The sequence below is a fragment of the Streptomyces prunicolor genome, assembly GCF_045162825.1.
Lineage (GTDB): Bacteria > Actinomycetota > Actinomycetes > Streptomycetales > Streptomycetaceae > Streptomyces > Streptomyces prunicolor.
Genome location: NZ_CP108676.1, coordinates 3,029,316 through 3,050,854, shown reverse-complemented (window position 1 = coordinate 3,050,854; position 21,539 = coordinate 3,029,316). Strand labels below are relative to the sequence as shown.

Here is a 21,539-nt window from a genome sequence, read left to right as displayed (position 1 = left end):
GAGGGGACGGGACGGTCGGGACCTACTGATCGTAGTGGGGAGGAACACGTTCTCGTAGGCCGCCCACAGCAAAGTCAGGGGAACACCAGGGTCACCCCCGGACCAGGCATTACGAATGTCAGTCCGAGCAGGCAATATGGTCACCAGAGGGGCAACAGCGCAGGACACCCGCCGTACGCGAGCCGTTCAGCCCGAGGACGGCCTGCCGATCAAGGTCGGCAACGCGCACGAAATGGTGTTGTGGTGGGATGCTCAGGTGCCCGACCGCCTCCTGCGGTACGAGGACAGGCGGCCTGACCAGCAAGGATGGGGAAGCGGAAGATGGACAAGCAGCAGGAGTTCGTGCTCCGGACACTGGAGGAGCGCGACATCCGGTTCGTACGGCTGTGGTTCACGGACGTGCTGGGCTTCCTCAAGTCCGTCGCCGTGGCCCCCGCCGAGCTGGAACAGGCCTTCGACGAGGGCATCGGTTTCGACGGCTCCGCGATCGAGGGCTTCGCCCGGGTCTACGAGTCCGACATGATCGCCAAGCCGGACCCCTCCACCTTCCAGGTCCTGCCGTGGCGCGCGGAGGCCCCCGGCACGGCCCGCATGTTCTGCGACATCCTCATGCCGGACGGCTCCCCGTCCTTCGCGGACCCGCGCTACGTGCTGAAGCGAGCCCTCGCCAAGACCTCCGACCTGGGCTTCACCTTCTACACCCACCCGGAGATCGAGTTCTTCCTCCTGAAGGACCGCCCCCTGGACGGCTCCCGCCCCACCCCCGCCGACAACTCCGGCTACTTCGACCACACCCCGCAGAACGTGGGCATGGACTTCCGCCGCCAGGCGATCACCATGCTGGAGTCGATGGGCATCTCGGTCGAGTTCTCCCACCACGAGGGCGCCCCCGGCCAGCAGGAGATCGACCTCCGCTACGCCGACGCGCTCTCCACGGCGGACAACATCATGACGTTCCGCCTGGTCATGAAGCAGGTGGCGCTGGAGCAGGGCGTGCAGGCGACGTTCATGCCGAAGCCGTTCTCGGAACACCCGGGCAGCGGAATGCACACCCACCTCTCCCTCTTCGAGGGCGACCGGAACGCGTTCTACGAGTCCGGCTCGGAGTACCAGCTCTCCAAGGTCGGCCGCTCCTTCATCGCGGGCCTGCTGAAGCACGCGGGCGAGATCTCCGCCATCACCAACCAGTGGGTCAACTCCTACAAGCGCATCTGGGGCGGCTCCGAGCGCACCGCCGGCGCCGGTGGCGAGGCCCCCTCGTACATCTGCTGGGGCCACAACAACCGCAGCGCCCTGGTCCGCGTCCCGATGTACAAGCCCGGCAAGACGGGCTCCGCGCGCGTGGAGGTCCGCTCCCTGGACTCGGGCGCGAACCCGTACCTGGCCTACGCCCTCCTCCTCGCCTCCGGCCTCAAGGGCATCGAAGAGGGCTACGAACTCCCCCCGGGCGCCGAGGACGACGTCTGGGCCCTCTCCGACGCGGAACGCCGCGCGATGGGCATCGAGCCGCTCCCGCAGAACCTGGGCGAGGCCCTCACCCTGATGGAGCGCAGCGACCTGGTCGCGGAGACCCTGGGCGAGCACGTCTTCGACTTCTTCCTGCGCAACAAGCGGCAGGAGTGGGAGGAGTACCGCAGCGAGGTCACGGCGTTCGAGCTGCGGAAGAACCTGCCGGTGCTGTAGGGGCAGGTCAGAGCGGGTTTCCTGCTGATTCGGCGAGTGGGGCTGACGGTCGCAGACCGTCAGCCCCACTGCGTCTTGCGGGCCCTGGGCCGTCTCTGGGCCGTCAGAGCGAATCCCGACGCGCTGTAGCTGCCCTCGGCCCCCCTCATCAGGGTTGGCTCGGTGTATCGGTGAACTGAATAGCGTTCTCGACGGCGGCAGGGCACTCAACTTTCCCTACAACGATCAAGTGCCCGCGCAGGCGCGGGCTGGCCTCTGGGCTCCGGCCCCTCTGCGCCTGCGGCGCCGGGGCCAAGCCCTGGGGCCAGCAAGTTACGGCCCCGAGTAGAGACCTGGACACGCAGTAGCCACGGCCAGAACATGCCTCCAGCGGGGGATCAGCCGGCACCAGGATGGAGGGGCGCCGTACGCGACCGCGGGCCCGTAGGAGTGCGCGTGGGGTGCTTCCATCCCGACCACCATCGACCCAGGCAGAGCCGAGCAGACGAGGTCCCTGGCGTCCAGGTCGTTCTTACAGTGGCGCGCTCCACCTGGACGCCAGGAACCACGCCCGCTCCACGGTGTGTGGGTCGACGGCGGACGGGATGGAAGCTGGGGAAGGTGGTGGGTTGAGGCAGAGGCGCCGGTGAGGGGTCAAAAGTACAGATCGAGGATGCTCTGTACTGCAAGTCCAGCAGCAACGCAGAAGAGGCCTAGTACCTGCTCATGCAGGCCACGAATCGTCGCCTGCTTTGATTCCTCATCGAGGGCAGCGATGCGAGATTGGAAATCACTACCGATCTTCTGATCTTCCTTCTCTCGGGCCTTCGCTTCCTGTCCTAGGTTGTATTGCACGTCCTGGGCCAAGTTGTGGACACGGTTCAGGCGGTCCTCGACCGCAGCCTTGAAGGCATCGGGGTCCTGAGCAGGGTCAGGCAAGGGCCCGAACTGGACGGTGCCTTGAGCACTTACCGCAGCGCTGATTTCCAAGGCCGCACCGAGAGCATGAGTCACTGTCGATCGCGGGCGCCCGAAGAGACGACGGCAAAGGCTTTTGAGGCCAGCCCAAAGTTGTCGAACTACCCCAAGCTCAGTCACCAGCACTCTGGCGAAGAAGCGATCGCCTGAAGCTGAGGAGTCCTTGAATGTATTGAGCAGGCCAACTGCCGCTAGAATCAAGCCAACAACCTGAAACACGATGGTAAGGATCGTGAGTACAGTTTCGAACACCTTGCCATCTTCGGTCCTGGTCGATGATCAGGTGTGCTGATCACGCAAACTGTTGAAGAGTTCCCGAACTGTTCCGGGATCATGCTGTCCAGTCCCTCACTGACGCCTGACGCGAGTAGCTGACACCAACAGGGGCGAACAACGGCAGTCGAAACCGAACGTCAGCGGACCAAGGCATCTGTACAGAAGGCCGATCACGCCAGCGCCCCGGACTGCCATGATCGACCTGATAAAGATGAGGCCACAGGTTCAAGTCCTGCGGCCGACCAGGAGCCTCAGCCGGACGCAGGAGTGCCTCTGGCCCGCCTCGGTACTCACAGCTTTGCGTTGAGGGTCATGAAAAAGCGACGCTCGATGAAGTGCTCAAACGTCGGTTCGGGGGATTCGCCTGCCAGGTCCAGGCCGCACATGTAGAGCTCTGGGCGATTCGACAGCAGCTCGAAGTCCCGCACGGCATCGTCGAAAGCACAGATGACACCGGGCTCGGTTGCAGAGTCGATCACCAGGACGTGGTCATGGGTTCCCATCGGCGTCGCTCTCGCCCAACGCACTGCCTCGTCGTCTGAGACGCCATCGAGCACGAGGGACCGGCACGGTAGCCCCCGCCAGTCGATGCCTTGCCCGGCCCAGGGGAGGGTGCAGAGATAGGCGTCGAACGCCGCAGCGAGCTCGACTGTACTGATCAAGGCGTCGCGGGCAGCGATCCAGGTGGAAATCTCTTCGGCGCGCACTCGCGCAGGTTAGCCGAGCCGCCCAACAGGCCGGTGGCGTGCCCGTTCGGTCGGGAAACAGCGGGGAGCCGCGGTCGCTGGCAGACAATGCTCACGAGAACGGCCCCCGACCGATTTACCTGGTCAGGAGCCGTTCACCTGCGGTGGGTGTGGGATTTGAACCCACGGTCACATCGCTGCGACGACGGTTTTCAAGATCGACGCAGTTCCGACCTGCCAACTGCCCCTCCATCAATCTCACTCCGCACATATTCTGATCTGTCATGGACGAGGGACTTGCGGCTCTAGTGGGAGCAGCTATCGGAGCGGCTGCAACAGCTGCCGGTGCTGGATTGGCTTTTGGGGCAGCAGTCAAGCAGGCAAGGATTCAGGCGCGAGCCGAACACGCGCAATGGCGGCGCCAGGTACGTCGTGACGCGTATCTGGCCTTTCACGCCCTGGTAGAAGACGTATACAACAAGAACTGGGACGTTATGGAAGACATGTCCCTGCAAGGTGCGCTAACTCCTGCTCACGTCCCCACTCCGCTCCACGAAACCCGGAGAGCAGCAGGTGAGGTGATGGAACCCATCAGGCGGGCAAGGGGCGTAGTGCAAATCGAAGGGCCGCCTTCCATGTACCGGCTAGCCCACCAGCTTGACCTGTTAGCTCACATCATCCTTGACGAAGTAGCCATCCTCCAGTCAAGGCCATCTCCGGAAATGGATGCAATCCGACAAGCAGACGAAAAGCTCCAGGCGCTTCAGGCCGGAGCGGATGGATTCCTTGATGCGGCCGCCAAGGTGCTCGATGATCCTGAGCCGACAACCCCTGTCCCACGTTCCCGTCGGTTACCTCATGCGCAGTAAGCCGCTCACCGCACCACAAGCGCACCAGATGGGGCGGGGAACAGCGGGGAATCACGGGGAAAGCCACACAGCCGGAGGAGGCCCTAAGCCTTCCGTTCGCCCAGGTCAGCGCCCGAGCCACCCCCAAACGCCCGCAGCTTCCCAAGCTGAGAGTGCGAGTTCGATTCTCGTCACCCGTTCCAGAATTCGCCCCCAGGTCAGCGGCCTGGGGGTTGTTTGTTGTCCAGCCCAATTCGGGGGTGACGTGCCCTCCGCGTGCCCTAACCTGCGTCACGGAGTGTTCGCCTGCGTGCGAAGTCGCTTACGCAAAAGGGTAGTTGCACCCAACGTAGTTCCCTCAGCCGACGACGGCCGGCCACCGGTGGATCGGGCCCGTGCCCCGGCTGAGCGGCAGTCCCGTGCCTCGGTGGGCGTGGGCGATGTTCTCCGCAGTGATGGGGCGGCATGCGCCAGCTGGTGTCCAGCGCGTTCAGGTGCTGGACGTTGAACCGGAAATTCGACCACAAGCCCGAGACCTGTGGAAATGCAGGCCCATCTCAGCACCATCCCGCCACGGGACGCGCTACGAGGCACGAGAAGGCTCAGGACCGCCAGGGCACTTCTCGTTGCCGCAGACGGCGTCGTTCCGACGCTCGCGGAGGACCTTGATCGGTCGGCAATACCGTTCCCTCACGTCATCCTGACGACGACCTTGCCGGCCTTCGCGCGCCCTGCTTCGACGTACTCCAACGCTTCTCGGGCCGACTCGAACGGGAACACCGTGTCGACGACAGGTCGGATCCTGCCGGCCTCGATGAGATGGGTGAGCTCGCGCAGCTGGTCCCCGCTGGCCTTCATGAACAGGAAGGAGTACGTCACCTTACGGCGCCGGGCGCTTCGCCGGATCCGGAAACTCAGCGCGGACATCGCCAGCCGGACGATCGGATTCGCTCCCAGTTCCCTGGCGAATGCGGCGTCGGGAGGGCCCGCGACGCTGATGGCCTTCCCGCCGGGCTTGAGTACGTCCAGGGACTTCTTCAGCGTCTCGCCGCCGAGCGAGTCCAGGACGACGTCATAGTCGTGCAGCACCGTCTCGAACGCCTGCTTCTTGTAGTCGACGACGACGTCCGCGCCCAGACGCTTCACCAGCTCGACGTTGGCCGTGCTCGTGGTGGTCGCCACGTACGCACCCAGCTCCTTCGCCAGCTGGATGGCGATGGTGCCCAGGCCGCCGGAACCCGCGTGGATGAGGACCCTCTGGCCCGGCTGGATGTGTGCCCGCTCGACCAGCACCTGCCACGAGGTCAGAGCGACCAGGGGAAGGGACGCCGCCTCCTCCATGGTCAGCGTGGCCGGCTTGATCGCCACGTCGTCCTGATGCACCGCGATGAGTTCGGCGAACGTGCCGATCCGGTCCTTGTCGGGCCGCGCGAAGACCTCGTCGCCCACCGCGAACCGCGTAACGGCCGCACCCACCTCGACCACCACCCCGGCCAGGTCGTTGCCCAGGACGAACGGGACCTTGTACGGCAGGATCGCCTTCATCTCCCCGTCCCGGATCATGCGGTCGAGCGGGTTGATGCTCGCGGCGTGGATCCGGACCAGCACGTCCTCCGCGCCCACCTCCGGGTCCGGCACATCGCCGACACGCACGGCGGCCTTGTCGCCGTAGCGCTCTACCGTGAAGGCCCTCATCGTCGGCTCCTCATCTCGCCCGCGAGCGGACGGTGGTGCTCTTCATTCCGGACTTAGTTGGATGGTTAGTGATTTTTGGCGGTATGCGCTCTTCGGTGCGGCGGGGCTCAGTGGGGACTCTTGATCGCGACCACCGATGAAGGGTCGAGCGCCCTGGGTGACGATCGGGCACGGGGCGCGCCGGGCGTAGCGCCCGACGTCTGCCTCCGTCGGCAGAACCTCCCGGCGACACCTCGCCAATTGAATTATGCTCGTAATTCTAAGTGGTCGACCGATGGACCGCAAGTGGACCCGCCCCTCGCAAGGGCGGCGCACTCGCGACGGACACGGGACCTGTCGGCGAGGCCCGGCCGTCGGAGAGTTGTCGCCCTCGAAGCCTCGCCGAGGCACTCGGCTTGCGGCGAGGAGTTGACGCGCTATGGGGCCAACTGGTGCACCGCCCGGGCGTAAGAAGGGCCCCGCGGTGCAGGCCGGTGCGTTCCGCGGGCACGCCGGTTCGGCCATTCCCCTCAGCGCATGAAGGCGAGGGCGTTCTCGATTCCCCGCTCAAGGACCTCATCGGCGAACTTGCGGTCGGAGAGGGCGCGGGACAGTTGCAACGCCCCCACCAACATGGTGAAGAGCCCGATGGCCTTGCCGCGGGCGGACTGCGGATCCTCAGGTGCCAGGCGGGCGGCAACCTCTTCCAGGATGTCCCGCGCGCCGTCGGTGTAGGCCTGCTTGGCCCCGTCTCCGCAGCGGCCGATCTCGTCGAGCAGGGCGGCGGAGGGGCATCCGACGCCGGGGTGGTCCCGGTGCTCGGCCGACAGATATTCGCGAACGAGGTCCTCGAGTCCCGGGCGGCCGGGCCGCAGAGTGCCGTACCTCGCGACCTGCGTGCGCAGCTCGTCGGCCACGACATGGGCGACGAGGTCGTCCTTGGATGCGAAGTGAGCGTAGAAAGCCCCGTTGGTGAGCCCGGCGTCCGACATCAGCGTGGAGATGCCCGAACCGTCGATGCCGTCCTGCTTGAACCGACGACCGGCCGTGTCGATGATCCGTTGCCGCGTCACCTGCTTGTGCTCCTTGGCGTAACGCGCCACAGGGTTCCTCCATTCGCTTCGCGGGGCCATTGCGACGCACTCCATCCTAAGCGATGGCCTGACGAACATAATATTACGGTCGGCAGAGCATTGGTAGCTGTCCTGCCACCGAGGCGCGAAGCTCCTGACCGCCGAGAGGGCGTCGAAGCAGTGGGGGTTCATCTCCAGGCGGACGTCGTCCAGTTCGGCTGCAAACAGGTCGGCCATGGGGCGACCCCGCGTTGTTGATCAGGAAGAGGCGTCCAGGGTGTTGTCGAGGCCGTCCCTCACGGTTTCGACGGAGCGGAGCTTGCGCCGGCCGAGCCTGTACCGCTCGGTCAGATCTTCGTCTTCTCCCGGACCCACGCGCCGATCCGTGCGATGGCTGCGTCGGTCTCCGGAATCCGGCCGGCACCGTAGACGTAGGAGTGCTGGCCGCCGGGGACCACCACGGTCGCCGTGTCGATTCCGGCGTCCTTGACGCGGGCGGCGAACTCCTCGTCCTCCCCGGCCAGGACCTCGTACGTTCCCCAGGAGACGAGGGTCGGGGGCATCCCGCTCAGGTCCGCCCGGTTCAGATTGATCCGGGTGTCCGTGAACTCGATGCCCGTGCCGCCGATCCAGGATTCCCGGAAGAACTCCAGCAGTTCCTTGCTGAGGATCTTGTCCGTCCCGGCGTTGGCCGTGATGGTCTCGTTGGCGATCTCGAGGTCGCACCAGGGGGAGATCGACACGATGGCGCCGGGCAGCGGCTGCTTCTTTTCGCGGAGGCGAAGCGCCAGGGCGACGGCGATGAACCCGCCGATCGAGTGGCCGATCGTGATGATGTTTCCCGGCTCGTACCCTTCGGAGAGCAGCCAGTTGAAGGCCGCCTCCGCGTCGTCCACCTGAGCCGGGTACTTGTGTTCCGGTGCCCGCCGGAAGTCCAGCACCAGTACGGGGGCCCCGGCAGCCTTGGCGATATGGCCGGCGAGCTTTCGGTCGACGTGTGCCGACGCCAGCACGGAGCCCCCGGCGTGAGTGTGCAGGAGGACGTAGTCGGTGTTGGCGTCGACGGGTTCGCACCAGATTCCCAGCACGCCACCCGCGTCCACCTCGCGATAGGTGACCCCTTCCGGCTCACGGGCCGCGAGATGGACCTGCTCCGCCTGGATGCGCGCCGCGTCCAGCTCGGACGGGGGATTCGCCCCGGTGGCCAACCATTCCGCGAACTGGATTGCTTCCGGGCTCAGTTCAACTGCAGCGTGCTCAGACATGTGGTACCTCCATGAGGCCGTTTGGGCATACCGGCCCGCAAGGACCGGTATCGCCAGGATTTGTCAGGCGGTGTGGGTGGGGTGGTCGGGGCGGCGACGGCCGTCACGCCGACGTTGACGATGTCGGCCAGGCCGTCTTCGATGTCCTGCGCGCGGGTGGCGACGTCGGTGCCGGCCCGGTTGAGAACCAAGGTGCTCGGCCACAACTTGCGGAGGGTGTGCGGGAGTTCGTCGCCGCCGTGGCCGATGCGCGGGTAGGCGAGGTCGGCGGGGTGAGGGCTCGCGCGAGTGCCGGATGCAGCTCGTGGGTGTCGCTCTCCGCGATGTCGCTGAATGGGTTTCCGGGAAGGCCCCGGAAGCCGGTGCGGTCGGCGCCGGTCTCGTCTGCCGGAGCGGTGGCGATCGCGACGGCGAAGCGGATGCGGTTGTCGAGAGAGCCGCCGAACCCTGTTCGAGCCGGCCGGCCCCGTGATCGATACGCAGAGGGCGTCTCAGGCGTGCTACTCGGCATCCAGTAGTGCGAGGGCGTTGTGGATGCCCTGTTCGAGGAGTTGGTCGGCGAGTTGCCGGTCGGTCAGGGCGCGGGAGAGCTGAAGCGTCCCGGCCATCATGCCGAGGAGGCTGAGTGACTTCAGACGCGCCGACGACGGATCGTGGGGTGCCAGGCGGGCGGCGAAGCCGTCGATGAGGACCAGAGCGCCGTCGGTGTACGCCTGCCTGGTGGGATCCGTGGAGCGTCCGATCTCGTCGAGCAGGGCGGCGTTGGGGCAGCCGTCCTCGACGTTGTCGCGCTGCTCGGTGGAGAAGTACCAGCGAATCAACTGTTCGAGTCCGGCACGGCCGGGCGCCGCCTGCGCGACGATGCTCTCGTGCTGTGCGCGCATCTGGTCGGCGACCGCGGTGGCGACGAGGTCGTCCTTGGACGCGAAGTAGGCGTAGAAGGTGCCGTTGGTCAGCCCCGCGTCCTTCATGAGCGTGGCGACTCCGGAGCCGTCGATGCCGTCCCGCTTGAGCCGGCGACCGGCCGTCTCGACGATCCGCCGCCTTGTCTCCTGCTTGTGTTCTTTCGTGTACCGCACGAGGCGTTCCTCCATCGCAGCCGGGGCTTGCCCTCCGGATACCGCCCTGGCCGAGTCAGTGTGCCGCGTGGGCAAGGAGAGCAGCGAAGTTGATCCTCGCTGTCTGGAGTTTCGGGTCGTGGGGCTCGGGGACCCCGCCGTCGGTGATGTACAGCCGGTCGCCGCGGACCGCGGTCGCGGAGGGCGAGGCGAGACCGTCCACGCTGGTCAGGACGGCCTTGTAGGTGCCGTTCGGGTAGATCACCACGACCCTGTCCGGGCCGTTGTCCGAGGAGGAGCCGTTCTGCGCCGCGAACACCACGTCGGAGCGGGGGGTCAGGAAGCTGAGATCGTCGATGTTGGGCAGGCCGCCCGTGACGAGGTGGATGGGGCCGGCCGTTCCGGTGCCGGTGACCGGTACCCGCAGCAGGGTTCCCTTGTTGAAGTTGCTGATCCACAGGGCGCCGTTGTGGAACCTGAGCCCGTTGGCACCGATCGGCAGGGCTTCGGTCGGTACCGGCGCGAGAGCGGCGTCGGTCAGCCAGGGGGTCGCCGGTCCACCCGCGGCCGGGACGGACCAGATGATGCCCTTGAGGCTGTCGGCGATGTAGAGGGTGCGTCCGGCCGGGTCGACGGCCAGCCCGTTGGGGCCCGCGTCGGCGGGCAGGGCGGCGATGCGCTGAGGGGCACCGTCCGCAAGCACCTTGTACACGCCGTTCCTGGCCGCGTTGCCCGGGGCCCACACGCTGTAGTAGACGGTGCCGTCACTGCCACGGGTGTTGCCGCTGATCGCCTCACCCACCTGCCCGGTGGCGAGCACCGTGCGCTGTCCGGACGCGGAGACACGCATCAACTCCGGCCCATGGGTGCGCTCGCACACCGCGCAACTGCCGAGCAAGGACAGGGTCACCGACCCGTCGGGGTTGACGGTGATGTTCTCGGGGATCTCGCCGGCGGCGAAGTCGAACTTCGCCGCGGTGCGTACGTCGGTGACAACGGATCCGCGGTACGGGTGTCCCGTCCACGCTGACGCGGACGGCGCCGACACCAGGACGGCCGCCGTCGCGGTGACCGTCAGCGCGATGCCGACGTTCCTCTTCGGAGAACGCCTTGCGCCCGATGCACTGCGCCGGGCCGTTCGCTGCCGTTGCTGCTGCATGTTGACTCTCCTCGGCAAATCAACGAGTGACTGATCAATGGACCTTCGGAGACACCAGTGATGTCGGGTACGCCAGAGACATCCAGGCGGAATCGACGCCCCCTGAAGCCGGACCGGGATGTCAGGCGGGCATCCGGTTGAATTTGCGAATGCCCTTGTCGAAGGCGAAGGCGAAGGCGATGGCGGGGGCGAAGCGGCGCAGCATCCTCATGCGCGTGGCGAGGGAGCCGGCCGCGTAGCGAAGCTTCGGCTTCTTGTCGGTGGCCGCCGCGACGATCACCTTGGCGACGACCGCGGGATCGTCGCCGGCCTTCATCGCATCCGCGATCACCTCGTCGAAGACGCGCCGTCGCTCCGCGTACAGAGGCAGCGGGGTGTCGGGCTGTGCGGCGTTGGTGTCGAAGCCGGTCCTGGTATAGGCGGGCTCGACGAGGAGGACGCGGATGCCGTGTTCGCGGACTTCGTGGTCCAGGGACTCGGAGTAGCCCTCGACGGCGTGTTTCGCGGCGGCGTAGAGCGCCATGTAGGGCTGGGGGATCAGGCCCAGGACGGACGAAATGTTGATGACGCGTCCGCCGCCCTGGGCACGCATGTGCGGGAGGGCGGCCTTCGTCATACGGATGACACCAAGGACGTCGATGTTCAGGACGTTCTGGGCCTGCGCGACGGAATTCTCCTCGACCGCGCCCGCCGAGCCGATGCCCGCGTTGTTGACCAGGACGTCGATGCGTCCGAACCGGTCGATCACCTTTCCGACCGCGGCGGTGGCCGAGTCGTCGCTGGCCACGTCGAGATCGAGGTATGTCACCCCGGCGGGCGGGGTGAGTCCGGAGGTCTTGCGACCGGTTCCGATCACCTCGAAACCTGCCGCGACGAAGGCGCGGGCCGTCTCCTTGCCGATCCCCGATGACGCGCCTGTCACGAGCGCCACCGGCCGAGTTGTCGCCATCACGGACTCCCTTGGATTGCCTTACGTTCGTATGCCTTACGTTCGTACGACCATACGGTGGTCGTGGGTCGATGGCAAGTAGGGGTCCCAGTAGCAATCGCGGAAAATCCAACCAAGCTACCGCTGACCTGCGGTGATACGGCGCTGTCAGGGGTGTTGGTCAGCGGGTCCGGCGCCGCGCGGCGGGGTCTGCGTCGGCAGCGACCTGGGCGGAGGTCTGTTCGCCGAGCTGGACGTACCGTCCGAGGCTGCCCAGGTGCAGGTGTCGGGACTTGACCTGGAGCTCGGGGGCGGTACGGCCGTCGACGGCCAGATGCTGAAGCGCGGAATGCCGCAGCTGGTGGAGGTCCCAGCCGGTGTCATGCGGATCGAGGGCGGCGGTGGCCTGTTTGAACGGGTACTCCGCGCGCGGGTAGGACAGCCGACCCCGCCCGGTGACCGGGCAGACGTCGGCGACCACAGGGACGAGCGGCCCGGCGGCGGGTGCGCGCCGGTCGGCGAGGAAGAGCGGCCCTGAGGTGCGGCCGCGCAGCAGCCGGGGCAGGAGGCGGTCGGTGCCGGTGGCCCAGTGGACGTACTGGGTCGCACCGCCCTTGGAGGTTACGCGGCCGCACCGGAACTCCAGGTCCAAGTCCTCAGGCTTCAAGGACAGGAGTTCCTCGGCTCTGGCCGCTGTTTCGTAGAGCGTTCGCCAGAGGACCCGTTCGCGCAGGCCGTGCCGGTCGTCGGTGAACAGCTTGTCCAGCCGGGCGCGCGGGATCGAGCGGTCGCCGCGGCGGGCGGGTTTGCGCCGCTCCAGCCGACGTCCCGGATTGGTGGCGAGGATCTCCTGCTGTCCGGCCCAGGCTGTGAACGAGGTCAGCGCGGACAGGTGCCGGTTCCAGGTCGCGGCCGCTGCGGCGTCCCAGCGGTCCATCACCGCAGCGTAGTCCTCAGGCACCAGTGCGGCTGCGGGCCGCTCCCCGGCGAGCGCGGTCAGCCGGGCGAGAGTCTCGGCATAGCTGTCGCGGGTGGTCCTGGTCTGGACGGAGTCGAGGTAGCGGCCGCGACGGTCTCGCCGCCAGTGGTCTCGGCGGGAGGAGAACAGAGCCAGGGCTGACGGACCGACCACCACGTCGACTGGGGCGGGGAACCAGCAGTCCCGCCGAGAAGCCAGGCCCGAAGGCGTTCGGCGGGGACTCTTCGTTCCCGATGCCCGGCCCCCGATCGAGCGCGGCTGGGTGTGACGTTGACCCTCGCGGCTAACGTGACTAGTCTACGGCTAATCACGTTAGCCATTTTGGTGGAGGACGGCATGACCGAGCACCTGAGAATCGGCACGAACACCATCGCCTTCGACGTGACCGGGGAGGGTCCCCTCGTCGTGCTGGCGCACGGTATCGGCGACAGCCGGCACTCCTACCGCTTCCTCGTTCCCGGCCTGGTGGCCGCCGGATACCGGGTCGCGAACGTCGACATCCGCGGGTGCGGTGAGTCCAGCCTCGGCTGGGACGGTTACAGCCGCACCGACATCGCCGGCGATCTGGTCGCCGTCGTGCGTCACCTCGGCAGCCCGGCCGTGATCATCGGGCAGTCGATCAGTGGCGGCGCCGCGACCATCGCGGCCGCCACCGCGCCCGACGTGATCAGCGGAGTGATCGAGCTGGCTCCGTTCACCCGTGCGCAGCCGTTCGACCTGGGCGGGCTGATCCGGGTCAAGCGCTTCCGGACCGGGTACACGCGGATGGCGCAGGTCATCGTCCGGGGACGCCTGGCGGACTGGAAGAAGTACCTCGACGTGGCCTACCCGGCCAAGCCCGCCGACTGGGACAGCGAACTGGCCCGCATCGAGGCCACGTTGAGTGAGCCCGGCCGGATGAAGGCCCTGCAGGACATGTGCAAGTCCAAGCCCACCGACGCCGGCGCCCAGCTCGCCCACGTCACCTGCCCGGTCCTGATCGTCGAAGGCAGCCTGGACCCCGACTGGGCCGACCCCCGCGCCGAGGGGGCGAAGATCATCGCCGACCTGCCCGCCGGCCTCGGCGAGCTCGCCGTGATCGACGGCGCGGGCCACTACCCGCACGCCCAGACCCCTGACCAGGTCCTCGCGCTGGCCCTGCCGTTCCTGGCCAAGGCGGCCGGCCGTGCCTAGGGCCGGACTCACCGCCGCGACGGTCACCGAAGCCGCCGCCGCCCTGGTCGACGAGGTCGGGTTCGACCAGCTCGGCATGGGCCTGGTCGCCGAACGGCTCGGGGTCAAGACCCCCTCGCTGTACAAGCACGTCACCGGCCAGACCGACCTCGCCCACCGGATCGCCATCCTGGCCATGAACCAGTGCGCCGACGCCATCCGCGACGCCATCCAGGGCCGGTCCGGCACCGAAGCCCTGGCCCGCGGCGCACAGGCGATGCGGACGTTCGTCAAGGACCACCACGGCAGATACGCCGCAGCCAACGCCGCCCGCCCGACCGGACCCGACGACCCCCTCATCGACGCCCTCAACCGGGTGGTCGACTCCTGGGCGGCCATGCTGCACGGCTACCGGATCGACCCCGACCAGCAGATCCACGCGCTGCGGATGCTGCGCACCGTCCTGCACGGATACGCATCCCTGGAAGCAGCCGGCGGGTTCCAGTTCGCCACCGACATCGACGACAGCTTCACCTGGATGATCGACTTCATCGACCACGGCCTGCGCCAGACCACGGCCACCAGCACCCACAGCGCCCCCTCCCGCAGGGCCGCGCCGGGCGTGACGCTCTGACCGCCGTGGACTGCGCTCCACGCCAGTCCCCGGCCCCACCGAGCACCGGTGGACCACCCGCTCGCCGAACCCCCGCCCCTCCCTTCCGCACCAGCCAGAAGTGGAAACCACCATGAAGCCGGTCCTCACCGCCGTGATTGACATCGACGCCACCCCGCAAGCGGTGTGGGACGTCCTCACCGACTTCGCCGCCTACGGCGAGTGGAGCACCTTCTCCGCAGCCGAGGGAACCGCTCAAGTGGGAAGCCGGCTCACGATGCGCATGCCGGGCATGACCTTCAGGCCCACGGTCACCGTCGCGACGCCCGGCAAGGAACTGCGGTGGGTCGGCACGCTCGGCATCAAGCAGCTGTTCCACGGCCGGCACTCCTTCGTCCTTTCCCCCAACCACGACGGCACCACCCGCCTGACCAACCACGAGGAATTCTCCGGCGCCCTGGTCACCCTGATCCGGCCCTTCCTCAGAACACCCAAAAAAGACGGGTACGCCGCGTTCAACACCGGCCTCAAGCAGCGGGTGGAAGACCGCACCGAGCTCGGGCCGGGTGCGTGAGGTGCCGGTGGCCGGAGTGGTCGCGGGGATCGGGAAGGCCGCCGCGATTCCCTGCCCCAGCGCTCGTCCTGCTGACCTCTGCGGTGAAACCGGCCCGCCACGCCGCCCGGGCGGGTAACTCGCTCAAGGGCTCAACATGAACGTGGTCCCGGATTCGGTGACCGTGCTGGCGCGCAGCGGTCGCCGGCCCTCGATGAGCTTGGCGAGCTCGGCTTCGACGTCGATGAACCCGAAGAGGTTGATGTTCTCGCGGTGGCCCGGAGCGATGAACGACAGCAACTCGTCGGGAACCTCGCGGCCCTGGCCGCGTAGCTCCCCGATGCCCATCCCGTAGTACGCGCGGCCGCCAGGGTGTTCTACCGGGAAGCCGCCGACCACTTCCCGACGATCAGCGACGCGGTTGCCTCCCCGAACTTCAGCGACCCGCCCATGCGCAGCAGGTCGGGCCAACAGCCAGCGACACCGGGTGCTGGAAGACGATCACGTCGTGTTCGGCGAGCAATGTCTGCTCGGCGGCGGCGTCGATCTGGAAGTCGGGGTAAGTGGCGTAGAGGTCGTGCACGGTGACGTGGGCCAGATCGCGAACGGCGTCCACCAGGGCCTTGTTGGCCGTCGACTGGGACAGGTGGGGGTGACCTCCGACAAGGAGAACCTTGGACATGATGAGGAAGCCTCTTCAGTGATCAGTGAAATGAGTGAACGGATGCAGGTTGGTCGGGTGCGACGGGTCAGTACGTCGCGGGGGCGTCAGATCACCGGTCGATGCTTGCCATGTTGACCTCGTCGTGGCGTTCGCCCGCGGCCGGTGTGAGGTTGTTGAGGCGGTCGAGCTGAGCGGCGCTGAGTTCGACGGCGTCGGCGGCGGTGTTCTCCTCGACGCGCGTAACCCGCCGGGTGCCGGGGATGGGGGCGATGTCGTTGCCCCGGGTCAGCAGCCACGCCAGTGCGGTCTGGGCCGGGGTGGCGCCGATCTCGGCGCCGATGGCCTGCACTTCGTCGACGATGCGCAGGTTGCGCTGGAAGTTCTCGCCGGTGAAGCGCGGGTTGGTCTTGCGCCAGTCGTCGTCGGTGAAGTCGTCGACGGTGCGGATCTGCCCGGTCAGCAGGCCGTGGCCGAGCGGGGAGTAGGGAACGAATCCGATGCCCAACTCGCGCAGCAGCGGAAGGATTTCGGTCTCGACGTCGCGGGTCCACAGCGAGTACTCGGTCTGCAGCGCGGCCACCGGATGCACGGCGTGTGCCCGGCGGATCGTCTCGGGACCGGCCTCGGAGAGGCCGATGTGGCGCACCTTGCCCTCGGCGACCAGCTCGGCCAGCGCGCCGATGGTCTCCTCGATGGGGGTGTTGGGGTCGACGCGGTGCTGGTAGTAGAGGTCGATGTGGTCGGTACCGAGCCGCAGGAGCGAGCCTTCGACCGCGGCCTTCACGTTTCCGGGGCTGCTGTCGATGACGCCGGGGCCGTCGCCGGCGTGGGAGACGAGACCGAACTTCGTCGCTACGACGACGTCGTCGCGGCGGCCCTTGATGGCCTTGCCGACGAGTTCCTCGCTGTGGAAGGGGCCGTAGATCTCGGCGGTGTCGAGGTGGGTGACTCCGAGGTCCAGCGCCCGGTGGATGGTGCGGATCGACTCGGCGTCGTCGAGTCCCCCGCCCGTGGTGTAGGTGCCGGCCATGGTCATGGCGCCCAGGCCGATGCGGGAGACGTCGAGCCCGCCCAGTGATATGTGCTTCATCAGGTACTCCTTGTCGTGACGGCCGTCAGGCCGGTCGGCGGTCATGCTCAGGGGTGTGCCACCAGTTGGCGGGCCATGCTGGTGTGGTCCGCGCGACGCTGGCGCGACGCCGTTGCCCGCGGAGCGGCTCAACGCCCCAGGTGCATCGGGCGGTTGCCGGCCTGGGCCGGGGCATGGTGCTCAGGCGTGGGTGTCGTCGTAGGCCAGGCTGTCGCCCAGTTCGCGCGATGCCTCGGCCTGGGCGAGGAGTTCCTTCGCCTTGGCCTCGGCGGCCTCGATGGCGTCCGCGCCGGCGACGAAACGCAGCAGCGGCTTCTCCTGCCGGGCGATGGCGAGCAGGGCGCGAGCGAGCTTGGCGGGATCGCCGGGCTGCTTGCCGTTCATGCTCTTCATGCCCTCGATCCGCGGGGCGGTGCGCGGGGCGTAGTCGTCGATGGACAGCTCGGGCCAGTTGGTGGAGCCGTCCACGAGGAGTTCGGTGCGGAAATAGCCGGTCTCCACGACCGTGGTGTGGATGTTGTACGGCTCCACGTCGTAGCGCAGGGACTCCATCCAGCCCTCTTCGGCGAACTTGGAGGCGGCGTAGGCGGAGGTGAACTCCATGCCGACCAGCCCGGCGGTGGAGGTGATGGTGATGACGTGGCCGGCGCGCTGCTTGCGCATGATCGGCAGGACGGCGCGGGTGACGTTCATCGGGCCGAAGAGGTTGGTCTCGAACTGCCGGCGCATCTGCGCGGGCGAGATCTCCTCGAAGTAGCCGGTGAAGAGGTTCCCGGCGTTGTTGATCAGGACGTCGATGCGGCCGAAGTGGTCGGCGGCGGCCTGCGCAGCTGCCTCGGCGTCCTCGATGCTCGTGACATCCAGCTTGGTGACCAGCAGGTTGTCGTGCGGCCCGCCCAGGGTCTTCTCGACCTCCTCGGGGCGGCGGCCGGTGGCGACGACCTGGTGGCCTGCGGCGAGGGCCTCGCGGGCGATGTCCGTGCCCAGACCGCGTCCGGCACCGGTGACGAGAATGACCTTGCTCATGGGGGATTTCCTTTCAGGCGCCGTGATCGGCACCCGCTGTGTGCGGGGGTGACGCAGGCAGCGCGCACAGCGCCGCGGAGAGGGTCGGGACCGGCGGCACGAGCGCCGCCCTGTCCGGACCGTTCACACCGCCGTGGGCGGTGCACCACCAACAAAACCCCTTGTCACGGGAGTGTGGGAGTCCCTCTTGAGGGGGTCACTGACAGGGACCCCCAAGCCGGCAGAAGCGCTCGTAGAGTGAAACGCATGGCAGGCAGAAACGACCCACAAGGCACCAACCGCGACATCCGCGACGACTTCCGTGCGGAGATCCGGGAATTCCTGGGCACCCGACGAGCCAGGGTCACCCCCGAACAGGCCGGACTGCCCGTCTACGGCGGAGAACGCCGACGGGTCACCGGACTGCGCCGCGAGGAGGTCGCCCTCCTCGCGGGCATCTCCAGCGAGTACTACACCCGGCTGGAACGCGGCAACGCCACCGGCGTCTCCGAGAGCGTCATCGACGGCATCGCACAGGCACTCCAGCTCGACGAGGCCGAACGCATCCACCTGCTCGACCTCCTGCGCGGCGCCGGCACCACCCGCCCGCCACGCCGCCGCCCGGCCCAGCAGCGCGTGCGGCCCGCAGTGCAGCGCGTCCTCGACTCCATGGCCGGCACACCCGCGTTCATCCTCAGCGGACGCGGGGACATCCTGGCCGCCAACCACCTCGGACGCACCCTGTTCTCCCCCGTCTACGCCAACCCGGCACGGCCGCCGAACAACGCCCGGTTCGTCTTCCTCAGCCCCCACGCGACCGAGTTCTTCCGCCACTGGGACGAAGTCGCAGGCGACACCGTCGCCATGCTCCGCGCCGAAGCCGGCCGCGACCTCTACGACCGGCGGCTCACAGACCTCATCGGCGAACTGTCCACCCGCAGCGAGGAATTCCGCCGCCGCTGGGCCGCCCACAACGTCCGCATGCACACCACCGGCGTGAAACTCCTCCACCACCCGGTCGTCGGCGACCTCGACCTGCCCTTCGAAACCTTCCCGCTCCCCGACAGCCCCAGCCAGTTCCTCCTCACCTACACCCCCGAGCCCCGCTCACCCACCCACGACGCCCTGAACCTGTTGGCGAGCTGGGCCGCGACCAACGACGACATCGAGCGGTCCGCGCCGGCCGACGACTCCCAGCCCGCCGACTCGGCCGAGACACCCGACTGACCGACGAGCCACGCGAGTCAATCCACGGCAACCTTTGCGGAGCAGCGGCAGCATCCGCTCCGAAAGCGGGGCCGACTTCTCCCCTCCCTGGGTTCCGTGCCCTCCGCGTGCCCATACGGACGGAAAACCACGGACAACAGCGGTCCGCTCCGACCCACACGAACACCCCAAGAATCAGGCATTAATGCTGGTCAGAGCCATCCGGCCCGCCCAAGCGCCGTCGCTTCCCAAGCTGAGAGCTTCGCCCACGCCCCTCGTCTGATGCGCTGGGCAGGGTTTGCAGGGTGCGCTACCTGACAGAAGCCTTCACTATCAGGGTCCTGAAGCGGGGTCGGCCGGTGGAGCAGTTCCTCGGTCCGGTCGGTGCTCCGGGGCCACTTGGCGTCAGCTACGTCGAGGTCCGCCCAGCGAATACGTCATACGAGGTCTACGTCCATGCCGTTGAGGACGTCGGCCATGAGGCGTTCTTCGACCTGGGCGAGTTTCCACCTCTCGACGCCGACGCGAGCGAAGAAGAGTTCGGCCGACTCGTTGCCGTGGCCGAGGACCCGTCGAACGCGTTGGCCGCTGCCGAGGAGGCCACGGGCGCAGTGCGGGAACGGTGGGTCAACGAGAACATCGTCCAGGACGAATACGGCGACTTCGTCCGAGCGGGCCGGCCCTCGGACCAGCCCCCCCCGACGGGCACCCCTGGCCAACTCGTGGAGCACGCAGTTAGAGCCCCAGTCACCGACCCGCGGGCATCGAAACGCGAGCCACAGGCAGGACCGCTATGAGTGTCTAACTGCGTGACAACGCCGACGCACACCGGCGGACGGGCGCGGACGCCTACGGACCATCAGTGCAGGTGAGTGGCGCGCGAGCCCAAGCCGGCGCCCCCACCCAAGTTGCTTCGGGAAGAAGGGGTCGCTGGGCCGTCTGTGGGCCGTCGAAGGGCGGCCCACAGCGACCAACAGCGACCGATGACGGCCGTCCAATCACAGGCCAGCGCTGCGCCAACGTCGATCGTCTAAGGTCGCTCCGAGCCAACGTCACTTCCTGCGCAACAAGCGCCAGGAGTGGGAGGAGTACCGCTCCGAGGTGACCGCGTTCGAGCTGCGGAAGAACCTGCCGGTGCTGTGAGCGGGGCGGGCTTACCGGCCCGTCGGCAGTTTCGCGGTGATGGAGCGGGCGACCTGGACCACCGTGTCGTGCGACGCGGTGGTAGGCGCTGTCGAGGTGCCCTTGGTGGTCGCGAAGGTCAGTACCCAGCTTCGGGCGCCCGTGTTCCACACGACGAAGGTGATCCGCTGCCGCACCTGGGTCTGGGACGCCGTTTCCCGGAAGCCCCGTCTGCCCAGGTCGCCCACCGTGTCGACCTGTACGTCGCGCATGCCGGCCGAGGACGGGTTCGCGGCCAGGTTGTGGGCGGCGGACAGTTCGGCGGCGTAGGCGCGGGAGGTCGGGTTGAGGGACAGCGTCGACTGTCCGTCGGGGGCGGTATAGCCACAGACGTCCGGGGCCTGCCCCTTGTCCGGGCTGACCCGGGCCTGGAGCCGGGCGCCGGTGATGAGCCGCTCGGCGACGCTCTTGGTCAGGACGGTGCACAGCGCGGACGGCGGCACTGTCTTCATCGAGGAGGCGGGAGCGGGGGCGGCGGCGACCGACGCGGTGCTGGCACCGGCGGCCGAGGGCGTGGCGTGGGTGGAGGTGCCGCAGGCGGTCAGCAGGCCGCAGGCGAGCACCGTGAGCGAACCGGCGGCGGCACGGAAGAGACGACGCACCATCATGGGATCAAGTCCTGTTGGTCGGGGCGGGCCCGGGCGGGGCGATACGGGAGGTGTTCGAGCGAAGGGCACCCCGCCCGCTTGCGGGGTGCCCTTCGGCTCACCGGTCGCGACCCGAGGGCGGTCACGACCGGGCAGGGTCACGAGGTCCAGACGTGGTACGTCCCGTAGTCGCTGACCTTCAGGTTGGTCGTCCAGTTGCCCCAGCGCTCGTTGGACCAGTTGTACCGCCAGGCCTTGCCGTTCGGGTTGGTCGGGCTCGGCAGGCAGGAGTTCCCGGTGGAGTGGTAGATGCCCTGGTAGACGCCCTGCGTCCAGCGACGCTCCACGACCTGGATCGGCTGGGCGAACTGGCCCGGAGTCAGGGCGGTCGTGAAGGTGTACGAGGTGGTGGTGGAGCCGCTGCGCCCGTACGAGGGAGTGATCTCGTCGAGCCAGCTGCCGACCTTGGGGATCGGGAGCTTGATGCTGAGGCCGACAGACCACTGCCAGCCCGTCGTCTTCGCCTGCTGCCAGGCGTAGGTGCAGCTGGGCACGTTCGTGGGGCACTGGAACGTCGGGCCCCGCCAGACCCAGTCCTGCCAGGTGTTCTTCGCCGACTGCACGGTGATCGACTGCGTCTTGTCGGGAGTCGACGAGTTGCCGGCGATGTCGGTCTGAGAACCGTCCGAGTTCTGCAGGCACACGTTGGTCGCCGCCGAGGCGACCCCGGGGGACGCGAGCAGCACCATCGGTGCCAGCGCCAGCGTCGCCAGCCCCATCCACTTCTTGCTTGTCTTCTTCCGTGCGACCACGGAATCCCCACTACGGCGCGTGCCGGCGTTGACCGTCACCCTTGTCTCCTCTGCGTCGTGCGCCGGCGTCGTACGCCGGGCGTCTGACA

General features: G+C 67.8%; 22 protein-coding genes, 1 tRNA gene and 1 pseudogene. 8 read left to right on the top strand and 16 right to left on the bottom strand.

Features of this window, described 5'->3' with window-relative positions:
- The first annotated feature begins 321 nt into the window (after positions 1-321).
- A complete protein-coding gene (gene glnA / locus OG588_RS13795) occupies positions 322-1,683 on the top strand; it encodes a type I glutamate--ammonia ligase (protein ID WP_019064820.1) in 1,362 nt (453 codons plus the stop codon).
- 633 nt (positions 1,684-2,316) lie between these two features.
- Here glnA and OG588_RS13790 read toward each other — a convergent pair.
- From OG588_RS13790 to OG588_RS13780, 3 genes are all read right to left on the bottom strand, one after another.
- Positions 2,317-2,892, bottom strand: coding sequence for a hypothetical protein (locus tag OG588_RS13790; protein WP_405947526.1), 576 nt, complete (start codon positions 2,890-2,892; stop codon positions 2,317-2,319).
- Between the two features lie 314 nt (positions 2,893-3,206).
- Positions 3,207-3,623 carry a hypothetical protein gene (locus OG588_RS13785; RefSeq protein ID WP_405947525.1) on the bottom strand — a complete coding sequence of 139 codons (417 nt, stop codon included), beginning with the start codon at positions 3,621-3,623 and terminating at the stop codon, positions 3,207-3,209.
- Positions 3,624-3,767: 144 nt separating this feature from the next.
- Positions 3,768-3,849, bottom strand: a tRNA-Ser gene (locus tag OG588_RS13780).
- Between the two features lie 37 nt (positions 3,850-3,886).
- Between OG588_RS13780 and OG588_RS13775 the strand changes: the two genes are divergently transcribed.
- Positions 3,887-4,471: a hypothetical protein gene (locus OG588_RS13775; protein ID WP_405947524.1), complete on the top strand. Its 585-nt coding sequence runs from the start codon at positions 3,887-3,889 to the stop codon at positions 4,469-4,471.
- A 669-nt stretch (positions 4,472-5,140) separates the two neighbouring features.
- Here the strand turns inward: OG588_RS13775 and OG588_RS13770 are convergent.
- From OG588_RS13770 to OG588_RS13740, 7 genes are all read right to left on the bottom strand, one after another.
- Entirely contained in the window at positions 5,141-6,145 is a 1,005-nt protein-coding gene (locus tag OG588_RS13770) for an NADP-dependent oxidoreductase (RefSeq protein WP_366098552.1), read from the bottom strand.
- A gap of 509 nt (positions 6,146-6,654) precedes the next feature.
- A complete protein-coding gene (locus OG588_RS13765) occupies positions 6,655-7,227 on the bottom strand; it encodes a TetR/AcrR family transcriptional regulator (protein WP_405947523.1) in 573 nt (190 codons plus the stop codon).
- A gap of 317 nt (positions 7,228-7,544) precedes the next feature.
- Entirely contained in the window at positions 7,545-8,462 is a 918-nt protein-coding gene (locus tag OG588_RS13760) for an alpha/beta hydrolase (RefSeq protein ID WP_405947522.1), read from the bottom strand.
- Between the two features lie 500 nt (positions 8,463-8,962).
- A complete protein-coding gene (locus tag OG588_RS13755) occupies positions 8,963-9,556 on the bottom strand; it encodes a TetR/AcrR family transcriptional regulator (protein ID WP_366098548.1) in 594 nt (197 codons plus the stop codon).
- Positions 9,557-9,596: 40 nt separating this feature from the next.
- Positions 9,597-10,679 carry an SMP-30/gluconolactonase/LRE family protein gene (locus OG588_RS13750; RefSeq protein WP_405947521.1) on the bottom strand — a complete coding sequence of 361 codons (1,083 nt, stop codon included), beginning with the start codon at positions 10,677-10,679 and terminating at the stop codon, positions 9,597-9,599.
- Positions 10,680-10,800: 121 nt separating this feature from the next.
- The gene (locus OG588_RS13745; RefSeq protein WP_405947520.1) at positions 10,801-11,628 is read right to left on the bottom strand and encodes an oxidoreductase; all 828 of its coding nucleotides are present in this window, start codon (positions 11,626-11,628) and stop codon (positions 10,801-10,803) included.
- Positions 11,629-11,788: 160 nt separating this feature from the next.
- Positions 11,789-12,739, bottom strand: coding sequence for a tyrosine-type recombinase/integrase (locus OG588_RS13740; protein ID WP_405947519.1), 951 nt, complete (start codon positions 12,737-12,739; stop codon positions 11,789-11,791).
- Between the two features lie 183 nt (positions 12,740-12,922).
- On the opposite strand from OG588_RS13740, the gene OG588_RS13735 reads away from it, so the two are divergent.
- From OG588_RS13735 to OG588_RS13725, 3 genes are all read left to right on the top strand, one after another.
- Positions 12,923-13,759, top strand: coding sequence for an alpha/beta fold hydrolase (locus OG588_RS13735; protein WP_405947518.1), 837 nt, complete (start codon positions 12,923-12,925; stop codon positions 13,757-13,759).
- Positions 13,752-14,372, top strand: coding sequence for a TetR-like C-terminal domain-containing protein (locus tag OG588_RS13730; RefSeq protein ID WP_366098540.1), 621 nt, complete (start codon positions 13,752-13,754; stop codon positions 14,370-14,372). Before OG588_RS13735 ends, OG588_RS13730 begins: the two co-directional genes overlap by 8 nt.
- A gap of 112 nt (positions 14,373-14,484) precedes the next feature.
- On the top strand, positions 14,485-14,925 hold the full coding sequence (locus OG588_RS13725) for an SRPBCC family protein (protein ID WP_405947517.1): 441 nt from the start codon (positions 14,485-14,487) through the stop codon (positions 14,923-14,925).
- A 123-nt stretch (positions 14,926-15,048) separates the two neighbouring features.
- Here OG588_RS13725 and OG588_RS13720 read toward each other — a convergent pair whose 3' ends face one another.
- From OG588_RS13720 to OG588_RS13705, 4 genes are all read right to left on the bottom strand, one after another.
- Entirely contained in the window at positions 15,049-15,303 is a 255-nt protein-coding gene (locus OG588_RS13720; RefSeq protein ID WP_366098538.1) for a hypothetical protein, read from the bottom strand.
- 37 nt (positions 15,304-15,340) lie between these two features.
- Positions 15,341-15,586 (bottom strand): NAD(P)H-dependent oxidoreductase, encoded by a 246-nt coding sequence (locus tag OG588_RS13715; RefSeq protein ID WP_405947516.1) that lies wholly within the window; start codon positions 15,584-15,586, stop codon positions 15,341-15,343.
- A 91-nt stretch (positions 15,587-15,677) separates the two neighbouring features.
- Positions 15,678-16,658, bottom strand: coding sequence for an aldo/keto reductase (locus tag OG588_RS13710; protein ID WP_405947515.1), 981 nt, complete (start codon positions 16,656-16,658; stop codon positions 15,678-15,680).
- 180 nt (positions 16,659-16,838) lie between these two features.
- On the bottom strand, positions 16,839-17,684 hold the full coding sequence (locus OG588_RS13705; RefSeq protein ID WP_405947514.1) for an SDR family oxidoreductase: 846 nt from the start codon (positions 17,682-17,684) through the stop codon (positions 16,839-16,841).
- A 246-nt stretch (positions 17,685-17,930) separates the two neighbouring features.
- Here OG588_RS13705 and OG588_RS13700 point away from each other — a divergent pair, with 246 nt between their 5' ends.
- From OG588_RS13700 to OG588_RS13690, 3 genes and pseudogenes are all read left to right on the top strand, one after another.
- Positions 17,931-18,890, top strand: a complete 960-nt coding sequence (locus tag OG588_RS13700; protein WP_405947513.1) for a helix-turn-helix domain-containing protein — start codon at positions 17,931-17,933, stop codon at positions 18,888-18,890.
- 284 nt (positions 18,891-19,174) lie between these two features.
- Entirely contained in the window at positions 19,175-19,666 is a 492-nt protein-coding gene (locus OG588_RS13695; RefSeq protein ID WP_405947512.1) for a hypothetical protein, read from the top strand.
- A gap of 259 nt (positions 19,667-19,925) precedes the next feature.
- A pseudogene (locus OG588_RS13690) lies at positions 19,926-20,012 on the top strand (glutamine synthetase); the annotation flags it as partial.
- A gap of 11 nt (positions 20,013-20,023) precedes the next feature.
- On the opposite strand, the gene OG588_RS13685 reads toward OG588_RS13690, so the two are convergent.
- The gene (locus OG588_RS13685) at positions 20,024-20,659 is read right to left on the bottom strand and encodes a hypothetical protein (RefSeq protein ID WP_405947511.1); all 636 of its coding nucleotides are present in this window, start codon (positions 20,657-20,659) and stop codon (positions 20,024-20,026) included.
- Between the two features lie 137 nt (positions 20,660-20,796).
- The gene (locus OG588_RS13680; protein ID WP_405947510.1) at positions 20,797-21,489 is read right to left on the bottom strand and encodes a hypothetical protein; all 693 of its coding nucleotides are present in this window, start codon (positions 21,487-21,489) and stop codon (positions 20,797-20,799) included.
- Positions 21,490-21,539 lie beyond the last annotated feature (50 nt).